Annotated in this window: 9 protein-coding genes and 1 tRNA gene; 5 read left to right on the forward strand and 5 right to left on the reverse strand. The window is 48.6% G+C overall.

Features of this window, described 5'->3' with window-relative positions; genetic code table 11:
• Window positions 1-50: 50 nt before the first annotated feature.
• Together uvrB and G459_RS0122395 are read left to right on the forward strand one after the other, a co-directional pair.
• Complete coding sequence (gene uvrB, locus G459_RS0122390) at window positions 51-2,093, forward strand: excinuclease ABC subunit UvrB (RefSeq protein ID WP_026969621.1); 2,043 nt, start codon at window positions 51-53, stop codon at window positions 2,091-2,093.
• A 234-nt stretch (window positions 2,094-2,327) separates the two neighbouring features.
• Window positions 2,328-2,963 carry an AlbA family DNA-binding domain-containing protein gene (locus G459_RS0122395; RefSeq protein ID WP_026969622.1) on the forward strand — a complete coding sequence of 212 codons (636 nt, stop codon included), beginning with the start codon at window positions 2,328-2,330 and terminating at the stop codon, window positions 2,961-2,963.
• On the opposite strand, the gene G459_RS0122400 is transcribed toward G459_RS0122395, so the two are convergent.
• Entirely contained in the window at window positions 2,953-3,870 is a 918-nt protein-coding gene (locus G459_RS0122400) for a 1-aminocyclopropane-1-carboxylate deaminase/D-cysteine desulfhydrase (protein WP_026969623.1), read from the reverse strand. The genes G459_RS0122395 and G459_RS0122400 overlap by 11 nt on opposite strands.
• Window positions 3,871-3,918: 48 nt before the next feature.
• Here G459_RS0122400 and G459_RS0122405 point away from each other — a divergent pair, with 48 nt between their 5' ends.
• The 3 genes from G459_RS0122405 (at window position 3,919) to G459_RS0122410 (ending at window position 10,361) form a co-directional block, all read left to right on the forward strand.
• A complete protein-coding gene (locus tag G459_RS0122405) occupies window positions 3,919-4,953 on the forward strand; it encodes an RluA family pseudouridine synthase (protein WP_026969624.1) in 1,035 nt (344 codons plus the stop codon).
• 825 nt (window positions 4,954-5,778) lie between these two features.
• A tRNA-Asp gene (locus tag G459_RS29965) sits at window positions 5,779-5,905 on the forward strand.
• An 85-nt stretch (window positions 5,906-5,990) separates the two neighbouring features.
• Window positions 5,991-10,361 (forward strand): AsmA family protein, encoded by a 4,371-nt coding sequence (locus tag G459_RS0122410; RefSeq protein WP_026969625.1) that lies wholly within the window; start codon window positions 5,991-5,993, stop codon window positions 10,359-10,361.
• Window positions 10,362-10,435: 74 nt separating this feature from the next.
• Here the strand turns inward: G459_RS0122410 and G459_RS0122415 are convergent, their stop codons facing one another.
• The 4 genes from G459_RS0122415 to G459_RS30565 all read right to left on the reverse strand — a co-directional run.
• A complete protein-coding gene (locus tag G459_RS0122415) occupies window positions 10,436-12,037 on the reverse strand; it encodes an LVIVD repeat-containing protein (protein ID WP_026969626.1) in 1,602 nt (533 codons plus the stop codon).
• Window positions 12,038-12,226: 189 nt separating this feature from the next.
• A complete protein-coding gene (locus G459_RS0122420) occupies window positions 12,227-13,882 on the reverse strand; it encodes a T9SS type A sorting domain-containing protein (protein ID WP_026969627.1) in 1,656 nt (551 codons plus the stop codon).
• A gap of 455 nt (window positions 13,883-14,337) precedes the next feature.
• Entirely contained in the window at window positions 14,338-17,577 is a 3,240-nt protein-coding gene (locus tag G459_RS29970) for a beta strand repeat-containing protein (protein ID WP_157373413.1), read from the reverse strand.
• 937 nt (window positions 17,578-18,514) lie between these two features.
• On the reverse strand, window positions 18,515-23,391 hold a 4,877-nt coding region (locus G459_RS30565), incomplete at its 5' end, for a glycine-rich domain-containing protein (RefSeq protein ID WP_157373414.1).

Raw genomic sequence — 23,391 nt, forward strand, 5'->3', positions numbered from 1 at the left:
ATTGAAAACCTTTTACCCAGCATTTTGTGTTGGGTTTGGGAGACGAAGCTATGGATTTTAAACTGACCTCTGACTACCAACCCACCGGCGACCAGCCGAATGCCATCAAGGAACTCGCTGCCGGGATCCATGCCGGTGAACCCGCGCAAGTACTCCTCGGTGTGACGGGATCGGGCAAGACTTTTACTATCGCCAATCTGATTCAGCAGACCCAAAAACCCACCTTGGTCTTGAGTCACAACAAGACCCTGGCGGCGCAGCTCTATGGGGAATTCAAGCAGTTTTTTCCGGAAAACGCGGTCGAATACTTTATATCATACTACGACTATTATCAGCCGGAGGCTTTTATCCCCAGCTCAGGAACCTACATCGAAAAGGATCTTAGCATCAACCAGGAGATAGAAAAGCTGCGGCTTAGTGCGTCCTCGTCTTTGCTCACAGGCAGAAGAGACGTGATCGTGGTAGCATCAGTGTCTTGCATCTACGGTATTGGCAATCCAGAGGAGTTCAGCAAGAATGTCCTTCGCCTGCAGGAAGGCGACCGGATTCCGAGAAATCAGTTGTTGTTTAAGCTGGTCGATATCCTGTACAGCCGCACCCAGCTGGATCTAACGCATGGGACCTTTCGGGTGAAAGGTGACACCGTGGATGTCTTTGTAGCTTACGCGGACTTTGCATATCGGATCTTCTTTTGGGGAGATGAGATAGAAGCCATCCAGCGGGTCGAGCCGTCCACGGGCAAGAAGCTTTCCGACGAGAAGATCATCTCCATCTTCCCGGCAAATTTGTTTGTGACTGGCAGAGACACGATTGATACTGCCATTCGTGAGATTCAGGATGACATGGTCGCTCAGGTTAATTTCTTCGAAAAAGAAGGGAAATACATGGAGGCAAAGCGCCTGCAGGAGCGGACGGAATTTGATATGGAGATGATCCGGGAGCTGGGATACTGTTCCGGCGTTGAAAATTACTCCCGGTATTTTGACCGGAGATTGCCTGGCATGCGACCTTTCTGTCTGTTGGACTACTTTCCGGATGATTACCTGATGGTGATCGACGAAAGCCACGTGACCGTGCCGCAGATTCGGGCGATGTGGGGTGGAGACCGCTCCAGAAAGGTAAACTTGGTGGACTATGGATTTCGCCTGCCTTCTGCCTTGGATAATCGGCCGCTGAAGTTTGAGGAGTTTGAGCAGATGACACCTCAGACCGTCTACGTCTCCGCAACTCCTGCGGACTACGAGCTGGCGCTGACCGAAGGGGTGGTGGTGGAGCAGATCATCCGGCCAACCGGACTCTTGGACCCGACGATTGAAGTACGTCCGAGTCAGAATCAAATCGACGACTTGTTGGAGGAAATTGACCAGACGATCAAGACAGACGCCCGGGTTTTGGTGACGACTTTGACCAAACGGATGGCGGAAGAGCTCCAAAAGTTCCTGGAGCGTGCCGGGGTCAAGTCCCGCTACATCCACTCTGAGGTGAAGACACTCGATCGGGTGGAGATCCTGCGTGAACTGAGACTGGGTGTGTTTGACGTCCTGGTAGGTGTAAACTTGCTGAGAGAAGGGCTGGATCTTCCGGAGGTTTCCCTGGTAGCGATCCTGGATGCAGACAAGGAGGGTTTCCTGAGAAATGAACGCTCCCTCGTCCAGACCATCGGCCGTGCTGCACGGAACTCGGAAGGCCGTGTGATCATGTATGCGGATAAGATCACCGACTCAATGCAGAAGGCCATCGATGAGACGAAGCGTAGACGCGTACTTCAAATGGAATACAATGCCGAACATGGCATTACGCCGACTACCGTGATCAAGTCGCGGGACAAGATCATGGGCCAAACCAAAGTCGCGGACTCGAAGAAAGGAGCGAAATTCTATGCTGAGCCGATGCCGGGTGAAGCAGACATTGCGGCCGATCCGGTCGTGCAATACCTGAGCAAAGACAAGTTGGAAAAACTCATCCAGCAGACACAGAAGCAGATGGAAAAAGCTGCCAAGGAGCTCAACTTCATGGAAGCAGCACGCTTGCGGGACGAGTGGCAATCGCAAAAATCCCGATTGGCGGAGCTCAGTCGGGGAGTAGCGAACTAGTGTTGTTAACCACAAAGTAACCTTTCGACTCCGCTCAAGGTGACACAGGATGACTCCACGCTCAGGTTGACAGGGAGAAGATTGCTTAAGGTGACACAGGGTTGTTCAGCGCTCAAGGTGACACAAAGATTAATCAGGTGACACAGGCTTGCCAGGTCGAGCGGCGTCGAGATCTGTTTTTGGGATATGTCATACTTGACTTAACACTAATACAAACCAATATCCTTTGACACTATGACCCTTCAGGAGGTGAAAGCCTTGGCCGCAAAAGGCGAAGGGGTGAAGATTGAATTCAAGAAAAAGGCAGCTTTTCCGGAGAAGATAGTCCGTGAGATAATTGCCTTTGCTAACACCGAAGGAGGTGATCTGCTGATCGGAGTGGACGATGATGGCACGGTCAGTGGGCAGCGCTACATCGAGGAGGAGATCTTTGTGATGGAAAAAGCCATCCGGGAGCTGATTTTTCCAGCCTTGACCGTGGAGGTTTTTTTGGTGAAGCTGTCGGAGAAGAAGGGGGTCGCGGTCTTTCGAATCGGGAAAAGCCCGGATCGGCCTCATTATTTGCTCGACACCAATCGAAAACAGGCATTTGTCCGTGTGCAGGACCGAAGTATCCAAGCCAGCAGAGAAGTATGGGAAGTGCTGAGGAAGGGACGAATACCCAGGGATACGATCTTCACTTACGGCTGGAAGGAGGAAATCCTGATAAAAGCCGTGGGAGAAAGTGGGAGGATTACACTGCGGGAATTTTCCAAACTGGCCAAGATTCCTCACTTTTTGGCTTCAAAGACGCTGGTCAGACTCGTCACGGCCAATGTGCTCGCGATCCACCCTCAGGAATCTGAGGACTATTTTACCGTCAAAGAGTAGGCAAATCGATCCCGGTTTGCTCGAAGAATCCGGCATTGCCCTGAAGTCCTCCGGTGTGAATCAGGAGGATGGTTGATCCCTTGGGGAAATGATCTTTTTCTACCAAATCCCAAACTCCAAATGCCATCTTGCCGGTGTAGATCGGATCGAGCGGAATCCCAAATTCTGAATAAAACCAGCGCATAAAATTGATCAGTTCCGGCTTGGTTTTCCCATAGCCGCCGAAGTGATACTCGGTTCGGATTTCCAGATTTCCCGGAGATTGGATGTGGTATTTTGTCAGCAATTCTTCGATCTCCCTGAAGATGAAGTCGCCTTTCAGCGATGAAAAGCCGATTAGACATTGGTGGCTTCGAAGGCTAGCTGCCAAGCCGGCAAAGGTCCCGCCTGTGCCGATGGACAGACAAACGTGGGAGAAGATTGCATGGGCTTCATCCAGGATTTCTTTGGTGCCTGTGATCGCTATCTCATTGGTGCCGCCTTCCGGTATGAGGTAGAAGTCTCCGAATTGAGCTCTCAACTTTTCCCGGAAACCGGCGGAATTCTTCATCCGGTAGCTTTCCCTATCCGCAAAATGCAGCTGCATTCCCTTTTTTTGGGCATGCGCCAAAGTCGAATTTCCCCGGTCTGCGTCTTCTCCGCGAATGATCCCGATGCTGTGAAATCCCGCCGTGTGCGCTGCGGATGCGGTGGCATAGATATGGTTCGAGAATGCGCCCCCGAAGGTCAGGATGGTTTTTTCTCCGAGCTTTTTAGCTTCCGCGAGATTGTATTTGAGCTTGAAGTATTTGTTGCCTGAGACCTCCTGATGCACTTTGTCCAGTCTCAACACAGCCAGCTCAACCTCTTTTTCTGACAGAAGAGAGTGTGACAGGTATTGAAGAGGAGTGGACTCGGCGTCAAGCATTCGAAGACTTTTGTCAAAGTTACGGGACAATCCTTCTATTTTTGCTGCATGAGCCAACAGCCCGAAGAAGAGTTTGAAGAGGACGAGTTAGAATTGTTTGAACGCCACCGAATCCTGGTGGACAAAGGCCAGTCCCCGGTGCGGATTGACAAGTTTCTCACCGAAAAAATCGCCCATGTCGCCCGCAACAAAGTTCAGCAGGCTATCGAGAATGACACCGTACTGGTGAACGGGAAACCGATCAAGTCCAACTATCGCATCAAGCCGCTTGACGATATCCAGGTGTTCATGGACAAGCCAAGGAGGGATACGGAGGTCATTCCCGAGGATATTCCCCTGGACATCGTCTATGAGGACAAAAGTCTGCTGATCGTCAACAAGCCTCCCGGGATGGTGGTACATCCGGCGCAGGGCAACTGGAACGGGACTTTGGCAAATGCGCTCGTCTACCACTTTCAGCATTTGCCCGAGATGAAAGGCAATGAGGGCCGGCCGGGTCTGGTCCACCGGATCGACAAGGATACCTCCGGACTGCTGGTGATTGCCAAATCGGAGGAAGCAATGACTCCATTGGCTGCGCAGTTTTTTCATCATACGATTGAAAGGACCTACCTCGCATTGGTCTGGGGCGAACTGGAGGGGGATTCTGGAACTATCCGGGGCAATGTGGGTAGAAGTGCCAAAGACAGAAAGGTAATGGATGTGTACCCTGATGGAAGTCAGGGGAAACATGCCGTGACCCATTGGAAAGTGCTGAAGCGGCTTCGCTACGTCACCTTAATTCAGTGTAACCTGGAGACTGGCCGCACCCACCAGATCCGCGCACACTTGAAATACATCGGGCATCCGCTTTTCAACGACGCGATGTATGGTGGAGATAAAATCCGAAAGGGTACGCAATTCGCTAAATACAAAGCTTTTGTGCAAAACTGCTTTGATCTGATGCCGCGTCAGGCCTTACACGCCATGAGTTTGGGCTTTGTACATCCTGTCACTAAAGAGCGTCTTTATCGTGAAGCGCCGCTTCCGGGGGATTTTACAGCGGTACTCGAGAAATGGGATAACTACGTCAATTTCGAATAGACAATTGCTAAAAAGGCAACAAAAGTCTTTTATTAATGATTATATGGCAATAAAAAGACATGTTTGATTGATAAAATGTAAAAAACCATCCCCTTATTAACAGATCGTTAAAAAAGCACTTCAAAACCAAGCTACATTTATCTAATCTGTATTAATCAATCGTTATCATTAAAAATACTGTAAATATTCAATCATTTTTTTGAATAATTTTCAATACTAAAGAAAGACCTGCTATATTTGAAACATCAAAAGGGATAAAAGATCCCTCACACAATGTAGGATGTTGAAATTGGCAGACAAGCCCTCCTGTCTCGGGGGTGGAGGTCATAGGATAAAGCATTTAGCGAGCTCGTAAATTTGCCTAACTACTCCGTGGAGGTTCGAATCCTTCTCCTACAGCAGGTTATTTTGGGTTTATTGTTAATTGACTAAAACCATGAAATTTTATTTCATGGTTTTTTTATTGCCTATTTTTTCCGCGGGCGAATAATATTCTGTCCGTCCGGTTAATCTCAGAATTAACCGTGCGTAAAACGCTTTTTGTTAGACTATTGCCAAATTCTTAACGAAAACTTCATTTTGAAGGCCTTCATTTTCTCCGAGTTGTATATATGGAGGTTATTTTGCGAATAATGTAAAAAATGAAAATAAAACTTGCCAAAATTTTAATAAACCAATCGTATTTCTAATTTTGGGGCATTAAAGTTCTCAAACCTATCTGATCGATTACAGAAAGCTCGTAAGAGCTTTTTGAGTATCAGGGGGTTAGGACTTACTCTGCCAACGGGCAGACTGGTCCTTGCTCCCCATTAAAAAATGACATATTGTAGGATGTTGAAATTGGCAGACAAGCCCTCCTGTCTCGGGGGTGGGGAGTTCAGCACAAAGCGTAATTCAAACCGGACTACTGCCTAACTGCCTCGTGGAGGTTCGAATCCTTCTCCTACAGCCACCAAAAAGCAATGCATAGCATTGCTTTTTCTGTTTTTGGCCTTTTTTGTGCTATCTTTTGTATACTTAATTCTTATTTCACTTTTATGGAATCAGGGAAACGGGAGAAACATTTTGCCCATCCTGTTCGAAGGAAAATTCTCCGCATCGGGATGATTGCCGTGCTCTCCCTGTTGTTTCTTGAGTTTATCCTCTACTTCGGATCCAATATTTTCCTCAAGAGTTATGCTCAGAGGAAGATCAATGAGGCGACTAAGAATGTCTATGTCGTAGATTTCAACAGGTTCAATTTTTCGTTGTTACGCCGGGGATTTTTTCTGGACGGAATAGTGATTCATCCGGTCAATCCAGAAAACAGAAAGGAGGACCAGGCGCTCTTTGACGCCACGCTGGATCAGATCGCATTCAGGGCGCTGTGGTATGATTTTTTTGACAAGAAGTTTACCATTGGCAAGATTTATATAGACAATCCGACCGTGAATCTGGATTTGCCCGGAACTGATCCGAAGGCGGGGCAAGCTGTCGGCATGGTGGCAGGAACTACGGAAGACAAAATCTCCCCGATCAAGGCGCTCGAAGAAGAGGTCAGAAAGACTGTGCAGCGGGCAAATCTAACCGGACTTCTGATCGAGGAAGTTGAGATCGACCACGCAAATTTCTTCTTTTCCAACTTTCTGAGCAGATCCGATTTGAAGGCGGATAATACCTCTCTGATCGTCAGAAACATTGATTTTTCGACCCAGGAGGAATGGAAAACGCCATTCAATGCCGAGGGGTTTGAGTTTGAACTGGAGCAAGTCGTCTATCCATTGCCGGACGGAATTCATCTGATCAGGGCTGAGCGGGTCTATATTTCCTCTCTTGACAATTTTGTAGAGATTGATCTGCTGAACCTCACCCCAGACCGATCCAAGCTGAGCAAGGCCTACTATCAGGTGGGGCTCAAAGAGCTACGGGTGGGAAATGTGGATCTCAACAAGGCTTTTATGACCTCCGTGCTCGATATCGACGAGCTGATCCTGGACAATCCCGACCTGCGGGTATTTAGCAATCCGGAAGTGGCGTCTGATAGCGCTGCCTCGGGCAACCTGAATGATTTTATCAAAGGAAACCTGGAGTCTGTCGCCATCAAAGAGCTGTCGATCAACAAGGGTAGATTTATCAAATCAGAGGTGGTAGACACCCTCAAAAACAGGATCGAGCTGGACGAGCTGGACTTTAAGATGGCGGGATTTTACATCGGAGACGACTCCCTGCGAAAAGTGGATCAATTTTTTTACGGGGAAGATGCTGCGATGGAAATCAAGGGAAGCCGGATCTATCTCGGTGACGAAATCCACCTTTTGACAGGGGATGTGGTAAGCGTTTCTTCTTTCAAAGACGAGTTGATTGTCAAAAACCTCAGTATTCAGCCTAGGCCGGATGCACTCGATTCCCACGACCCCGAGAAACTCCTGAAGCTCTCGCTGGCGGAGTTGTCTATCGAAGAGGTGGGTCTGAGAGACATGTATAACGCGGGCATTTTCCATGCGGAACAGATCAAGATTTTGCGGCCGCAGATCGAGTACACGGAGTTGATCAGGAAAAGGGCTGACAAAGGAGATCAGGCTCTATTGGGAGAGATCGTAGGAGGATTTATGAATGAGGTTTCCGTCGGCTCTTTTGAAGTCGAGGACGGTACGATCCAGTTTGTCGGGGCAGGAGGACAACAGAGGAATGACATTGGATTTGAGCGGTTCAGCTTTAGGCTGGACAATATCCTTTTTCAGCCTAATATCTCAACCGAAATCCAGGAGCAGGTTCAACTCGATGAGATATTTCTGAGGTTGGACAAATACCGCCTGAAGCTGAAGGACAACCTGCATATCATCCTGGCTGACCAGCTCACGATTGATTCCAAAGGCCAGCTGCTTGAAGTCAAGAATCTGACCATCCAGCCCGAAAACCAGGATCAGATTCAGACGGCACTTGATACCTATGGTAAAACCTCGACAGTTGATTTTTCCGTCCCTGTTTTCCGGGCTGAGGGGGTAGATATCAAGGCGGTTTTCTATGAGGAGAAGCTGTTTGTGCATCGGATATTAATGCCAAGTCCGGTGTTTTCGGTGACTACCTATCGGAACAAAACGGCGTCTGCCGGTGGCGATTCCCCTGGTTCAAATGATGATCTTAGGGAGATTCTGTTGGGATACTTTAAGGCGATAGCCGTCGATACGGTCGGTCTGGACAAGGCGCGGATCAGCTATCAGAGTTTTGTCGAAGGCAAGCGTTCAAGTTTCGAGGAGGACAACTTTTCACTCAGCCTGAAGAATTTTGTCTTGGATCAGGATGCTGCAATTTCCAATGATAAGACGTTTTTTTCGGATGAGATAGACTTGGTATTCAATAAATACTCCTTCAGCCTGGGAGGAGGGAAATATGAAGTGACGACAGATCAACTCCAGTACAATTCCCTTAAGCAGTCGATCGAAGTGAAAGATCTGATACTGACACCCAATGCGGATTTTCCGGGAAGAATCCAGCTAAGTCTGCGTCTCCCAAGAGTGGACTTCAAAGGGGTGGATATCGAGCAGTTTCTGTTCGAAAACCGACTGGATCTCAATAAGCTGGAGATTGACGGGGGACAGATCGAAATCGGGATCGACCGGGAAGTAGCCACAAAACCTGCATCAGCCAAGTCCCAAGGACCGGAGAGCGTACGGAGAAAATCCCTGGAAGAGATCTTGATCGATACGATCCAGACCAGCAACTCAAGGCTCTCGATCAACTATCAGCTTGGTGAATCTCCGGTCAATTCTATTGAGACAGACTTCGGTCTGCTGATCCGCGGGTTTAAGCTCGATTCGGCAATTACCGCGAGCAAAGACGTCGGCAGCCTGTACGATGAAGTGAGCCTGAGCCTGAACGAATTCAGATTTGCACTGCCGGACAGTGTCCATACCCTGGGATTTTCTACCGTGGAGGTAGGTACGCAGAAAGAAGAGATCGTGTTTTCCGACTTCTATCTTACTCCGAAAGATCAGTTTGGGAGGCCAGGAAATCCGGTTTTGGACGCCAAGATTGACCAGGTGATATTGAAAAACAACCGGTTGGCAGAGATGCAGGACACGGGGATCTTTGACCTGCGCGAGTTGCGATTGGTGAATCCAAAGATTAACCTCTACCTCGACACGGCCAAAGTCAAAAAGGAGCAAAAGGAAATCAAAGTCAAATCGGCTACTTCGCTGATCCATTCGATCCTGCTAGGAGATTTTTTGCTGGAAAACGGGGAGATGGTCGTTCACAAGAAGGGACAGGGCCCGATTCCCAGACTTGATTTTAAAGAAATCTCAATCAATGCCAAGGGCTTAAATCTGAATCTTCTGGAAAGTGATCAGTCTCTGGATCTTAAAACGCTAGCCGAGAAGAACGCCCAGTTCGGCCTGAAAGATTACTCGATTGTCACCCCTGACAGCTTATACAAGGTCGACATAGGCAGTGTTGACTATAGCCAGGGCAACTTGGTTTTGGAGGAGATCTATTATCGTCCTGTCGACGGGAATTACGGCTTGCTCAGGAAGCTGCCTTATCAGTCCGATGCGGTGACTGCACGGATCGGAGCTGTGCGTGTCAACCAGATCGATCTGGTGAGCTACCTCGAGGGAAATCTGCTTAAAGCGAGTGAGCTGATTGTGGAAGATCCCATGGTGGATCTTTTCAGAGACAAGAGAATTCCGATCGACAGCTCGGCGCAAAAACCGATGCCCCAGTTTATGCTGGAAAACGCAGGGATCAATGCAGATCTGGTTTCACTTCGGGTGAGAAATGGCCGGGTCCGTTACTATGAGTTTGGACCAAAGAGCTTGGTTCCGGGTATGATCTCTTTTGATCGGATCAACTTGGATATGGTGCCATTCTATCTGAGAAAGCCGGAGCAGGACTATCCCCTGGATCAGCTCAGGCTTGGTATCGAGGCTTATATCATGGATACTTCTGAGGTGAATCTGGAAGCTCTGATGTACTTCCAGCCCAAGTACCCGATGGATGTTAACGTCAGTATGAACAGGTTTGCCTTTGAAGAAGCCAACGATTTTCTTTCCAAAACCCTTTTCGTCAAAGCCATGGACGGCACGGTGACGGATGGGAAATGGGAGTTTAGACTGGACGAGGACGAGGCAAGGGGGGTGATGGAGTTTGGTTATACCAATTTGAAGATCCAGTTTTTGGACTCGCTCACTCTCAACCAAGGCTTGGGGAAACTGAAGCTTTACACCTTTGGAGCCAATCTTTTTGCGAAAAACTCGAACCCTCGCGGACTGTCGTCAAGAGTCGTCAAGCGCAAAATTTATCAGGAACGGGATAAGCGGAAGTTTGTGTTCAGTGCTTGGTGGAAGGCGACGTTCAGTGGGCTGAGGGGGACACTTGGATTTGGGCGTGCGAAGATGCCGAAGAGGAGGGAAGAGCAGCGTGAAAGGTGAGCTGGGCCAATTCCTTTTTAATAAAAAAAAGGCATCCCGATCAGGATGCCTTTTGCACATAGGACTTCAAATGATTATTTCAGCTTGCCTTCGGTGTCAGTGTAGTCACCGGTGATGGTCACTCCGCTGTTTTTGTTGACCCGGCCATAGATAGTGATCGAGTTGCCTGTTCCGACAAATTCAAGTTTTGCTCCGCTGTTAAGGTTGAGGTCTCCGTAGATCACGATAGATCCTGACAGCTTCAGGGTGGAGTTGACGTTCATCGTCGTACCACCGTTATATCGGCCAAAGGCTAGGGCTCCATAGACTTCCGTGACGGAGTTTCCATTCAGGTTGAACTGTTCCAGGATTGCCAGCGAACCGCAGAAAAGAAAGTTGGAGTTGTTGTTGACACCCCCAATGGAAGCAGCGCCTCCGTAGGCTTTGGTTTCATTGCTGTTGATATTGAGCCAATAATCGCCCGGATATGCGGGAAGAGAAGCGCAGGCTGTTTCTGTTGGATCTGATTCTTTTTCGTTGATTTTCAGGATCTGCAGTCCGCCTGTCCCTGTGGCCACGAATACAAAGTTTTCCTCGTTTCTGACAAAGTTGGAAGAGCCGTCCAGATCGATGATCCCGTAGGATTTGATGTCGTCTGTGCTAGTCACGTCAGAGATGGAAACCCCGGCGGCGCCATTAGCCATAAACAGCAGTGAGTTATCCACCGATACCGCGTTGGTAACTACATCTCCCGGGTCAGTGTCGGCGGGATTGATCGGGATGGGAAGTTTTGCGAGTTCGGCTCCGTTGTCCAGTCGATAGATTCCGGCTCCATTTGCCCCCTCGGCGATATAAACACGGTTGTTGTTGATTGCAATCGTACGCTTGGCCTCAGGCGTAGCTGCTGGCAACGAAATGGTAGCTGTAGTGGATAGGTTGCTTGGGTTAAGAATAGTAGCTCCATTGACCCCGCTTAGGACAGCCAGGCGATCATTTCCAAAAGCGACGCTTCTAAGATCTTCCATTTCCATTTGGTTGGTGATGTTTCCGGCATTATCCGCGAGCCCCAAGATGCCAGGATTGCCGCTGGTGATTGCTGTGGAGTTTTGTGTGCGGGTGACATCTGTAGCAACGAAGCCTTCGATGGAGGTAAAGCTAAAGCCGGATGTAAAATTCCCTCCTGAAACGGATACTGAGGCCAAGTTGGCCGGTGAACTCACTTCTTGAGAACCGTCGATGTCTACGGCCATAGCCAGGTACAACGTACCATTGGCAAACTCCAGGGAACTCACCTCTGCATCGGTGAAGATTGCCTGAGAAACGATTACCGGCTTGTATGCATCTGAGATGTTGAAAATCTCCACAGCACCGAGGTATCGGTCTCCTTCGAGGTTATAGCCCACGTAGGCGTAGTCTCCCTCAATATCCACATGTGTCGCGCGGAGCGTCTGTCCGTCATAGACTGGTCCCGGAACTTGAGAGATGAGGATCAAAGGGAGGTCAGACGAGCTTTCCATAATTCTCCCCGAGGGAGCGTTTGGGTCGATTAACGCGACCACACCCGTACCATCCAGCGAAATCCGCTCACTGAGCGTTTGACTGTCCGTGCGGATGATGATGGTTTCTGGATCTTCACTATCCTGACAGGCGCTGAGAATCCCTGTGGCAAGAAGAAGAGCAAGGAGATGCTTTTTCATGTGATTAGTATTACGTGGTTGCATTAATGTTATTTATTGACACGAAAAGGAATTATATTTTATTTTTGGCCCGATTTCCTTCTTTGAACGGCGAAATTACTTGATTTTCACCGTCCTGGCAAACTAATATTCTGTCCAGATGATTTGAGGTTCATCCCCCTGCGAGGCTGAACACCTATCTTGCATATCCTAGTTTTTGATGATCTTTAATGTCTCCGAGGCTTCTCCCCACATCACCTTGATCACATAGATTCCGGAGATTTTTTGAGTGAGGGATGCTTGCAGTGATGCGTTGATTTCATCGATAGAACGGGCCTGAAACAGCTCTTGCTGTCCCCATGTGGTGCTCAGCATGACATAGATCGGTGAGTCTTTTGCCAAGCTCTGGTTTTTGAGTTCAAGCCTAAACTGTGTCCCGTCAGTAGGGTTTGGATAAGCTGCCCAGTTCATCTGCCCCGCTAGCGCTTCAACTTGAATCGCTTGGGTAATGGAATAGGAAGACGTCTCGTCAAAGTTCACTTGCTTCAGACGATAGAATACCCTGCCGCCATGAGTTGGTAAATTGCTGTCCGTGAAGTGGTAGCTGGTCGGCGAGTCCGTGAAGCCATTTCCGGATACCTCCCCGATAGCTTCCCAAGATTGAATGTTGTCCACGGAGCGTTCGATCTCAAAGTGGGAGTTTTGCCATTCTTTGGCGGTGGTCCAGGCCAGATTTGCTTTTCTACCCGGCCCGTCAAGGGTTGCATTAAAGTAAACGAAATCCACAGGCATAATCCTGCAGCCTCCATAGAATGCCGGGCTCGGAGCGATGTTCATATTGGCGTAGGATGTAGGAGGGTAGAGTCCTGACTCTGCTCCTGAAGGGCCGCCGCAGATGACGAGTTGTCCACTGTTTTGGACGGTGATGCCACCGGACCATTGTTGCTTTGTTAGATTTCCATTGATGAGTACCTCCCCCTGATTTTTGACTTCAAGCAGCGCTGCTCCTGATCCTGAGATCGCTACGTCTTTGGACAGGATTACGATGGAGTTGTCCCCAGCTTGGAAGAGATTTGCAATGCTGGTTTTGCCAGTCACCTGAAAGTTGCTGTTCCCTTTGATGTATAGCCTTGAGTCACCGGAGTTGGTGACGGTGAGGTCCCCTCCGATTTTAATGGCGGATTGCTCTGATGCGGTAAAGGGCAGCCCATTGATATTGACGTCGCTGGATGCATTGAATTTGCCCTCGCCAAAGACTTGTATCTCGTTTCCGTCGCCTTGTGAAGTCAGTTTGTTTGCATTGAGTGTCCCGGCGATCTTAAGTCTTAATCCATTGTTTAGGTTGATCAGGCTTGAAGAAGAAAACGTCCCGCCGGATTTTACTTCGAGGGTTCCTCCGTTTCCGCCCCCACCTTCGAGCGTTTTGACAGAAACGATCCCTCCTGACTGAATGTCCACGAGTGCGTTTCTTTGAAACTTGAATGAGCCGTTCAGCACTTCAATCTTCCCTCCGTTTTCTACCGACACTTTCATTGTGTACTGCGATCCGCCTGTGGAAAGAACAAAGTCATTGTTGAATCTTAGGGTCCCGCCGGCTTTCACGGTAATGGATCGGAAGTAGCCTGCACCAAATGCTGAGTTTCCGGAGAATGTTACCGAGTGGGCGATTACAATGTCGATAGGGCACTGTGGATAGTAGCCTTCAGTGGGCGGTGGGGAGCTGAAGCTGGGGCTACAGAGGTTGCTTGCGGTCCACGTATCGGCAGAATTCCAAGCTCCGTTCTTTGTGGACGTGAAGGTTTGCGCTTCAGATCGGTTGAAAGAGACGAAGAAGAGTAGGACGATGAAAGGCAGGCAAATTTTCATGCCGCAAAGGTAAGAGTAAAAAAAATGATTTCAAAAGCATTATTATGTATTCAAAACAGTCATTGTTAAAGTTGATTTTTTTTGACTTAGATTAAAACATATTGTTTTGCCGTAAATACGATATAAAATATTGAATCATGGAAAAAAGGTATTTCATATCTATAAAAAAGTATGTTAATCGAAGTTTCAATATTGTATTAGGTCTACTAGGGTGTTTTGCGCCCCTTTTTTGGCCGTAAAAATATTTTTGAAAGTGAGTAAATTGGTGTTTAAACTGCTAAAAACGAGCGAGAGAAGGCGGTGGAAAGTGAGGGTCTGTGCGCAGACACCTTGCGCCAAAACGGATCACGGCTACCGGCATTTATCTGAGGTTAAAACCTCAGGTTACAAATATTCCGCTCCTATGCAGCTTTTTCGAACCCCAACTCAGACACCCGTCTTCCGTCCAGTAGCCCTTACCTCATCAGGATCACTTTGTGGTATTCCCGATAGATGCCCCAACTTATTTCGAACGTATAGATGCCTGCCGCTTTGGTACTGAAATGATCGGATACCAATGCATTGAGGGCATTCCCCACTTTGGATTCGATGACATCATATTGCCCGGTAGGGGAGATGATTCTCACCGTTACCAGTTCGTCGTGATAGATTCCGGTATTTAATAGCTCAACGTTTATTGGATTTCCTGTAGTCGGATTAGGATAGACTCTCCAATAAGAGTCCCCCGGCATAGCTTCTACCCGAATGGACTTGGTGTCGCTATACGTCGAGTCTCCATCAAAGTCAACTTGCTTCAGTCGGTAGAAGATGTTGCCACCCGCAAGTGGCAGTGTCATGTCCTGATAAGAGTAGTCCACTGGCTGGTCGGAATAGCCTGCACCTTTTATCTGGCCGATGGTTTCCCAATTCTTCACATCATTGACAGATCGTTCGATCTCAAAGTGGTCGTTTTCCCACTCCTTGGCAGTCGCCCACGTCAGATCACCGGAGCGGAAGCCCGGATTGTATTTCGCATTGAAGTACAGGTATTCGACAGGGAGGATACGGAAGTTCGCGTAGGAGATATAAACACTTCCTGATCCGCCATTTCCGCCTCCGTCACGTCCCGCGCCACCGCCTGAACCAGTGGTTGCTGTGCCGGCGACACCAATTCCGTTGTTATTTCCATTGCCACCACCACCTGACCCGCCTGAACCAGGAGTGTTGATAGTGCCTCCACTTGAGGTTCCTCCTCCTCCACCAGCAACTCTGATATTTGGTACTGAGATCAAAGCACCGTTACCACCATTTCCTCCTGTCGAAAACGCAATGCCGAGAGGAGAACTAGTACCTTCCTGCCCAGCCGAACCAGCTCCACCGCCCCCGCCTCCTTGAGCAGTGCCAATTGAAACTCTGCCATTTGCTCCCGCGTTTGTCAGACCGGTGGCCCCACGAGGTCCTCCGGTTCCGCTGGTAGAACCTTGTCGTGCTGCGCCGCCTCCGGATCCGCCTGCCAATCCATTCCTGGACGTTGCAAGACTGCTGCCACCCCCACCCCCACCCAATGCGACCGAGGTAAAACTAACAGTGGTATTTGCATAGTTTACAAAATTTCCTGAAAATCCCGAGACTCCTCCATTTGAGCTCCTTGCTGCACTTGTGGCTCCATTTCCTCCATTTCCTACCGTTACATTGAAACTGGTGTTGGCGGGCAATCCATAGGTGATCGGAATGGGCCGAGTTGGTGGGCTGGCCGGCTGCTGATTGATATCGGAGAAAGTTTGGGATACGACAGCGCCCCCACCGCCCCCGCCTGCGGATGAGCCGAATCCACCACCGCCACCACCGCCGATAGAAGTCACTGAAAATTCTTCGAGTCCTTCGGGAGCGTTCCAAACTCCGGAGCATATGTACTCAATTACTGTCAGTCCACTGTTTGTTCCAAAATTTAAATATCTTGAACATGGAGTGTTCGTGGGGCATGTATAGGAAATAATTACGTACCCTGATGCGCCAGATCCCCCAGTTCGGTTAGGTAAGACATTATTTCTTCTTGCGCCTCCTCCACCTCCACCAAAGCCTGCCGCCGGGGTTGAACCATTTGCATCAGCATCCGTGCCAGCACCGCCGGAACCTCCAATGCCCGAGGGGTCTGCACCCCCGGTGAGTATCCCTCCATTGTTGCCAATTCCGTTGCTGCCACCTGCGGATCCACCTCCACCGGACCCGAGCGTTCCTGAGTTGGATGCATTGCCACCGTTTCCTCCAGCAAAAGAAAGGGTCCGGCTGTCTCTCGTTCCTCCAATACCACCTGTACCGGCGTCAGCACCGGTGTTGCCCCCTCGGGCAAACACGATACTCCCAGTTTCTATGGGTAGAGACGGATCTCGGGTTACATAAGAGGTTCCGCCATTTGGGTTGGTTTGGTTTCCGCCGGATCCGACGAAGACTCCCAAAGTCTCACCGGGAGTGACAGCTACTATAATCCTGGAATATGCTCCGCCACCCCCTCCGCCAGCTCTACCATTTGAAGTCCTGTTTCCACCTCTTCCACCGCCCCCCACTAGTTCAATCGTAAGTTGGGTAACTCCGGCAGGCACATAGAAGGATGAGTTAGCAGTGTAAGGAGTATGGCAGGGAAGGCATAGTGAATTAGGGCGGTTGGTTGAGGTGTAGCAAGAATTTCCACTTAAAGAAGCTCCTCCCCAACCACCCGTTTGAGCGCCTAAAGCGACAAATTTTGCGTTAGATGAGAGATTAACCGGGTTATAGGAATTGATAATATGATTTCCGTTGGCCTGGATATGGCTGTTATCCAGTCCATTATAAATACCTCCTCCGGACATAGTAATGTTTCCATCAATCCTGATATCTCCATTTCCGGCATTGTTGATAATTCCATTTAATTGATTCAAATTTCCCAGAACTTTGATGTCAGTATCTCCTGATAGGTTGAGAACAGCACTCCCGTTCATGTCCAGGTTACCCCCAACAAATAGATTCGAGGTGGAGGACATCGTAATAGATCCGTTTATATGGGATAGGGTGGTGGCGACAGATATTGTTGAGGCACCATTAAATACGATAGCACCTCCTCCGCCAGTGCTCAGCGTATTAGTCGCAAAATTTCCCGTTACACTCAGCGAATGGGCTGAGTTGATGGTAGTAGATCCTCCCACGGTTAAGCTTGAAGTAGCGTCTACATTCAGTGAGGAGGATGACCCTGTAGTAATATAATTTCCCCCAATGCTAAATTGCGCCGCGTTTTGAATCCTAATTGACGTTGCATTTTGGTTTGTGACGCTACCGTTCACACGCAAGACTCCTCCTCCTCTGATCGTGAATGAAAAGGCTCCAACGCTCGGTTGAAATTCGTTGGTTGTGACATCCAAATTTCCGGTGAAAGTCAGATTTCCCCCGGTATTTACAATCAGGGAATCCATGAATCCGCCGCCAATTGAGCTATTTCCCGTGAAAGTAATAGGGTGGTTGATGATGATTTTTACAGGACAGGCGTTGCCGGGGTTAAGAGTCCGTGGTGGGGGAGGGCCGCCGTTTTGAATCGCACATCCGGTTGGGTTGGTTCTAGTCCAGGCAGCCGGACTATTCCAATCGGTACTGTTGCCCGTGGTGGTATAGACTTGGCCGTATGCATCTCCTCCAAACGATTGAACATAAAAAAGAATCAAAAAAAGGCATAAAAATCTGTTTGTCATCACTGGTGAATTAGATGATGCCTAGCTTCTTTTTATCTGCAAAAGAGAGCGCAGAGGGGTCTAGACGCTAAAAAAAGCGCAAATAGCATGCGAACGCATACGAACTTGCGGGACAAGCCGTTTGAGAGATAGGCTGTTAGATTTTCGAAAATACGTAGCAGGGAATTAGCCGATAAATTGAAAGCAGTGTAGGCAAAATGCCAATTGCATTAAAAAAGTATTGAAATATAAATTACTATATGTAAAATAAATCAATGTAAAATTGATCCCAGATACACATTAATTTGAACTGAAATCCCTTACAACTAATTTTTAACAGATTCAATGTATATTAATCTGGGATGCTGCTTATAATATCGATTATCTCTTTAGAATAATCTTATGGTATTCTTTAAAGAATGACCAGCTAATCTCCAATGTGTAGAGTCCTGCTGCTTTTCTTCCCAATATTGATGAAATTTGTCCACTCAGTTTTGCTGGAGAGGATCCTCAAGCACTTCAGACACAACATGACAGAAATTAGGCCCACGTGATTTTCTCCTCACTGTAATTTCCATATTGAGCGTCTCTGAGTTGATCAGATGTCCCGTGTCGATTAGGATAAACTCTTCAATAACGGACCTTCAACGTAGGATTTACGCGGATCCATCTGGCATTGCTGTAGCAAAAGTCCCCGCGCCTCAGAATAGCAGATTCTGAGGATTTGTTATTGAGTTGTTAACCCGCCCATTCTATCAAGTCTGCGGACTGTAAAAATCGGGAAACCTTTCAGCGATTCACTTGTCAATTCTCTTCAGCTTAAGCTGGCGAAGAAAACAGAGCAGTTTTGGGCCTTAGCCCGATCCTTTCCGGTAAGTCCCGGGAATTCGAAAGAAAATCATTCCAAATGGAGGTGCAAAGTCCATTTGGAATGATGTTTTGGGCTGGGATTGTATGTCTATCTCCTCAAGATCACTTTATGATACTCAATATTATAGCCCCAGCTGATCTCCAGCGTGTAAATCCCGGCCGCTTTGTTTCTTAATACATCCGAGACTTGCTGACCCAAGATGGTACCTGCTTTTGATTCAACTACCTCAAACTGACCAGAGACGGAAATCACTCTGACCGTGACCGGTTCGTCATTGTATGACCCTGTATCCAGCATCTCCAGATTGATCGGATCGCCTGTAGTCGGATTAGGATAGACTCGCCAGTAGGTGGTTCCGACCACAGGTTCTACCTGAATGGCCCGGGTCACACTATAAGAAAATTTGCCATCGAAATCGACCTGTCTTAATCGGTAGAAGATGTTTCCCCCCGCCAGCGGCAAATTGATGTCTTGATAGGAATAATCGACAGGCTGATCGGAATACCCAGCACCTGTTACTTGCCCGATGGTCTCCCAAGACTTCGTGTCGTTGACCGCGCGCTCGACTTCGAAATGGGAATTATCCCATTCTTTAGCGGTGGACCATTTCAGATTTCCGGTTCTGTTTTGAGAATCATAGCTAGCGGTGAAATATCGGTATTCTACTCCTAGAATTTTATAGTTATAATAAGTAACTATTACGATGCCATCTCCGCCTTTTCCGCCGCCATTGTAACCTGCTCCACCGCCCGAACCTGATTTATCTCTTCCTGCACCTCCAATTGCTATAGGTTTGGAAAGGTTTCCGTCTCCACCGATTTTTACGCCAGCAGCAGATCCTCCTCTACCGACTTTCTCTGTTCCGTTAAAGTATTCACCGATTCCTCCACCTCCTGCTCCGTACGGTAACGAATATCCTCCGATGACAATTGCGATTCCATCTCCGCCTTTGCCTCCTTCACCTTGGCCGTTGCCAGCAGCCTTACCGCTTCCGCCTATGCCATCTGCATCTTGGATAATTCCGGATCCCCCACCGCCGGCAACAGAGTTTTGACTGTTACTAAACTCCCCTGCCCCTCCTTTATTGCCTAAATAGACCGTGACGTTTGTGCCCGAATGGGTATAAGGCAAGACTATTCCGCCAGTTCCAAATCCCCCTGCGCTTGCATCATTAGGTTTAGCGCCACCACCGCCACCTGATGCACCGTCACCCCCAAGAAGGCTAGCAAAGGAACCACCGCCTCCGCCGCCAGGGACCAAGATGTTGATAGCATTGCCGTCCAGAGTACCAGAGAAGGAAGAAAATCCACCATTGATTCCACGTTGATTAATGGCAGAAGCACCGTCTCCACCTTCTCCGACATTTATATTATAATTTGACCCTGCAGGCAAACCATATGGATTTGAAACATCGAAAGTTTGAGAAACCATTCCTCCTGCTCCTCCTCCGCCTGCTCCATAACCTGCGCCACCACCACCACCGGCTGCGCCAACATGGACAGTAAAGTCAGTGAGTCCCTGTGGAGCATTCCATTGAGTATCACAGATAAATTCGATAATGGTTGTACCGGATCGCGCTCCATCATCTATCACTTCAATGCAATCGGTTTTATCCGCATCAGGACATGAATAGGAGATAAGTACAAAGCCATCTGCTCCATCTCCTCCATTATTATTTTTGCCGGAGCCACCGCCTCCACCACCGACTCCTTTGCCAGAGCCGCCATTTGTTTGATTTCCGCCAGAGCCACCTGATCCGGGAGATCCACCCGCGTCACCGCCGTCACCACCGAAATCGCTACTAACTGGCATCTTCCCGATACTTCCATTCTCTGTAATTCCTGTGCCTCCCAATCCGGGGATACCTCCTATTGCGCCTTTTCCTCCACTGGCGTAAGCAGAAGTTGCGCTTGGATTATTTGAATCGAGCACAATATAACTGGCTCCCCCATCGGTAGAAGGGGTGCCTCCACTTGCCACTTTTCCTCCAACTCCACCTTTTCCTACAACAATGCCTATCGTTTGCCCTGGATTAACGTTAAAGGTCTTGGTGGAAAATCCACCACCGCCTCCACCGGATCCACCGTTCTTGGCGGCTCCTCCGCCTCCTCCGCCCCATACTTGTACGGTAATTTCTGTAATGCCAGCTGGCACATAGAAAGTGCTGCTTGCGGTAAAAGTGGCACCACAAACACTAAAGAAGGTGTTATTGTCCGCTGACGTAGTGTCCAAATCTACCGTACAAGCATCTGTGTCTTTTTTGATAGACTCAATGATCAATTCATAGACCTTGACGCTAGGGTTATTTAATGCCCCTGTTCGGAAAGTGCCTTTTCCGTTTCTAATTTGAACTGTAGCTGGAATGCCGGTCTGGGTACCACCAAGATCATCATTCAGCAGGTAAGTGATTTCATACAGGCCATCCACCAATATAGTTGGGTCACCACTTATGGTGACTGAAGCTTGCCCGCCTACCGAAGAAGCAGAGACTGAGGTCACGGAGGTAAGCAAATAGTTCGGGGTAACATCTATAGTGCCTGTTGCCGTTAACCCGTTGATGCAATTGCCTATCAGAGGAATGCTGTAGGTATAAAGTTGGGTGGTGGCTCCACTGACACTCCCGGAAAACTCGATATTGCCAGTAAGCGAGTTGAAAACCGCTGTTACTCCCGCAGGCAATCCTGTTGGTACCCCGATTCCAGTAACGCCAGCGGTTGACTGAGTAAATTGAATCAGTGTTGGATTGCTGATACAGACGCTCGGAAAGGGAATGGAAGGAGTGCCGACAACGGCAAATGGCTCCACTTCTGTGGTTGAGCTTGCGGTAGTCGTAGCCACACATCCTGTGGTTGGTTCTGAATAACTCACCGTGACATTCTTCGTACCAGGAGTAAGCCATTGGATAGTAGCGGTCGGACTAGTGCTTCCAAAGCCACCAGCACTGATAGTGTAGTCTACTCCAAGCGTACCCGGGATATTCCAGATATAATTGGATTTCCCGGCTTGGGTTGCATAGGTCACCCCTTGCTGAACGCAGACTAATGGGCTGGGGGATGTGATGAATGTGGGAATGGGCAGCGGATTTACCGTAAGAGAACTAGCGGCTGGAGTTGTGGCTGTACATCCATTCGAATTGGTGTAAGAAACGGATACATTCTTAGTTCCGGAAGTCACCCACGTAAGGGTTACTGTAGGATCTGAAGTGCCAATTCCACCGGATGTAATCGTATAGTCTGTGCCAGACGTTCCCGGAATCGACCAGGCATAATTTGACTCTCCAGCGCCAGATTGGGTAGTGTAGGTCACCGAAGAGCCTGCACAAACCGGTGCTGCTGGAGCAGTAGTAAATGTAGGAGCAGGTAACGCATTTACAACTAGCGAATTGGTGGCTGGTGTGGTAGCGGTACAATTATTGGGATCGGTGTAGAGTATGGATATATTTTTTGTGCCGGCCCCCAACCAAGTAAGCGTTACAGTATTGTTTGTAGCCCCAAGGCCTCCTGATGTGATAGTATAATCTGTCCCTGCGGTGCCGAACCCAGACCAAACATAATTTGATTGGCCGGGTTGAGTAGTATAGGTGACCGAAGCCCCAACGCAAACAGCCGCTGTCGGCGGAGCAACAAACGTAGGAGTCGGAAGTGGATTGACTGCAAAGGCGCCTGAGACAGACGAAACGTCATCTGTGCCACAATCGCTTTGTACCACTACATAGTAGTAAGTAGTGGTTCCTGGCGCCGTCGCCGGTGGAGAATAACTTGAAGCGTTTGCCCCAGAGATACTAGTCCCCCCTGAATTACTGTTAGTAGAATTGCTATACCATTGGTAGGTAACAGTGCCAGTTCCAATAGCGGATATGGAAATGTCGGTGAATGGAACCCCATCGCAAACTAATTGACCGTTGAGTGATTCACTGGTAATCTCTGTTAGGGGGGTCACTGTAAATGCTCCGGATACATTAGTAGGAACTGTGCCGCAATCACTTGATGCGGTTGCATAGTAATAAAGTGTTCCTACAGCGATATTTGGAGGGGTAAAATTAGGATCTGTAGCTCCTAAAATTTTGACTCCTCCTGTATTGGATGCTGAAGCATTACTATACCATTGATAGGTAACCGTTCCAGCACCAGAGGCAGAGGCACTTATTTCAGTGAAAGCAAGGCCGTTTACGCAGGTTGTTTGGTCACCGATTGATGGACTTGTGATGATTTGTGTAATTGAAGGAAAAACCTCATAAGAGCCTGTTGGGTTAGAGATAGCAGTCCCGCAATTTCCCGTGACTTCTACATAATAATACGATGTTCCTTCGGGTGTGGAAGGAGGAATGAAAGTAGCAGAGGTTGCACCCGAAACAGGAGTGCCTCCTGAATTTGAATTGGCAATATTCCTGAACCATTGATAGGTAAGTGTTCCTCCTCCTGTCGCAGATACAGAAATCTGACTAAAACCATCTCCAAAACAGGCTTCATAGTTATTTGGGTCAGGGGGAGTGGAGATTGCAGTTATTGGGTCTACGGTAACGGTAATTGTAAATGGAGTACCAATACATGTTCCTGATAGAGGAGTTACGGTATATGTTGCAGTTTGGGAAGAATTAGTTGAGTTGGTTAATATTCCGGAAATGTTACTTGCTCCAGTTCCGGCAGCGCCACCGGTTATACCCCCAGTCACCGCCGGGGCGGACCATGCATAGGTTGTGCCCGCTGGAATAACGCCATTGGTACCGTTGGCCGGAGTAAGGGAAAATGAATCTCCGCTACAAACGGTGGTGGCCATGTTGGTAACGGCGGGTTTAGGACTGACCGTTACGGTCACGGTGAAAGTTGAGCCCGGACAGGAGCCGGAAGTAGGGGTAACGGTATAGGTAGCGGTCTGTGGGGTGTTGGAGGGGTTGGCCAAAGTCCCTGAAATGTTACTTGCTCCAGTTCCGGCAGCGCCACCGGTTATACCCCCAGTCACCGCCG

The organism is Algoriphagus terrigena DSM 22685 (assembly GCF_000429445.1).
In the GTDB taxonomy this organism is placed as follows: Bacteria; Bacteroidota; Bacteroidia; order Cytophagales; family Cyclobacteriaceae; genus Algoriphagus; species Algoriphagus terrigena.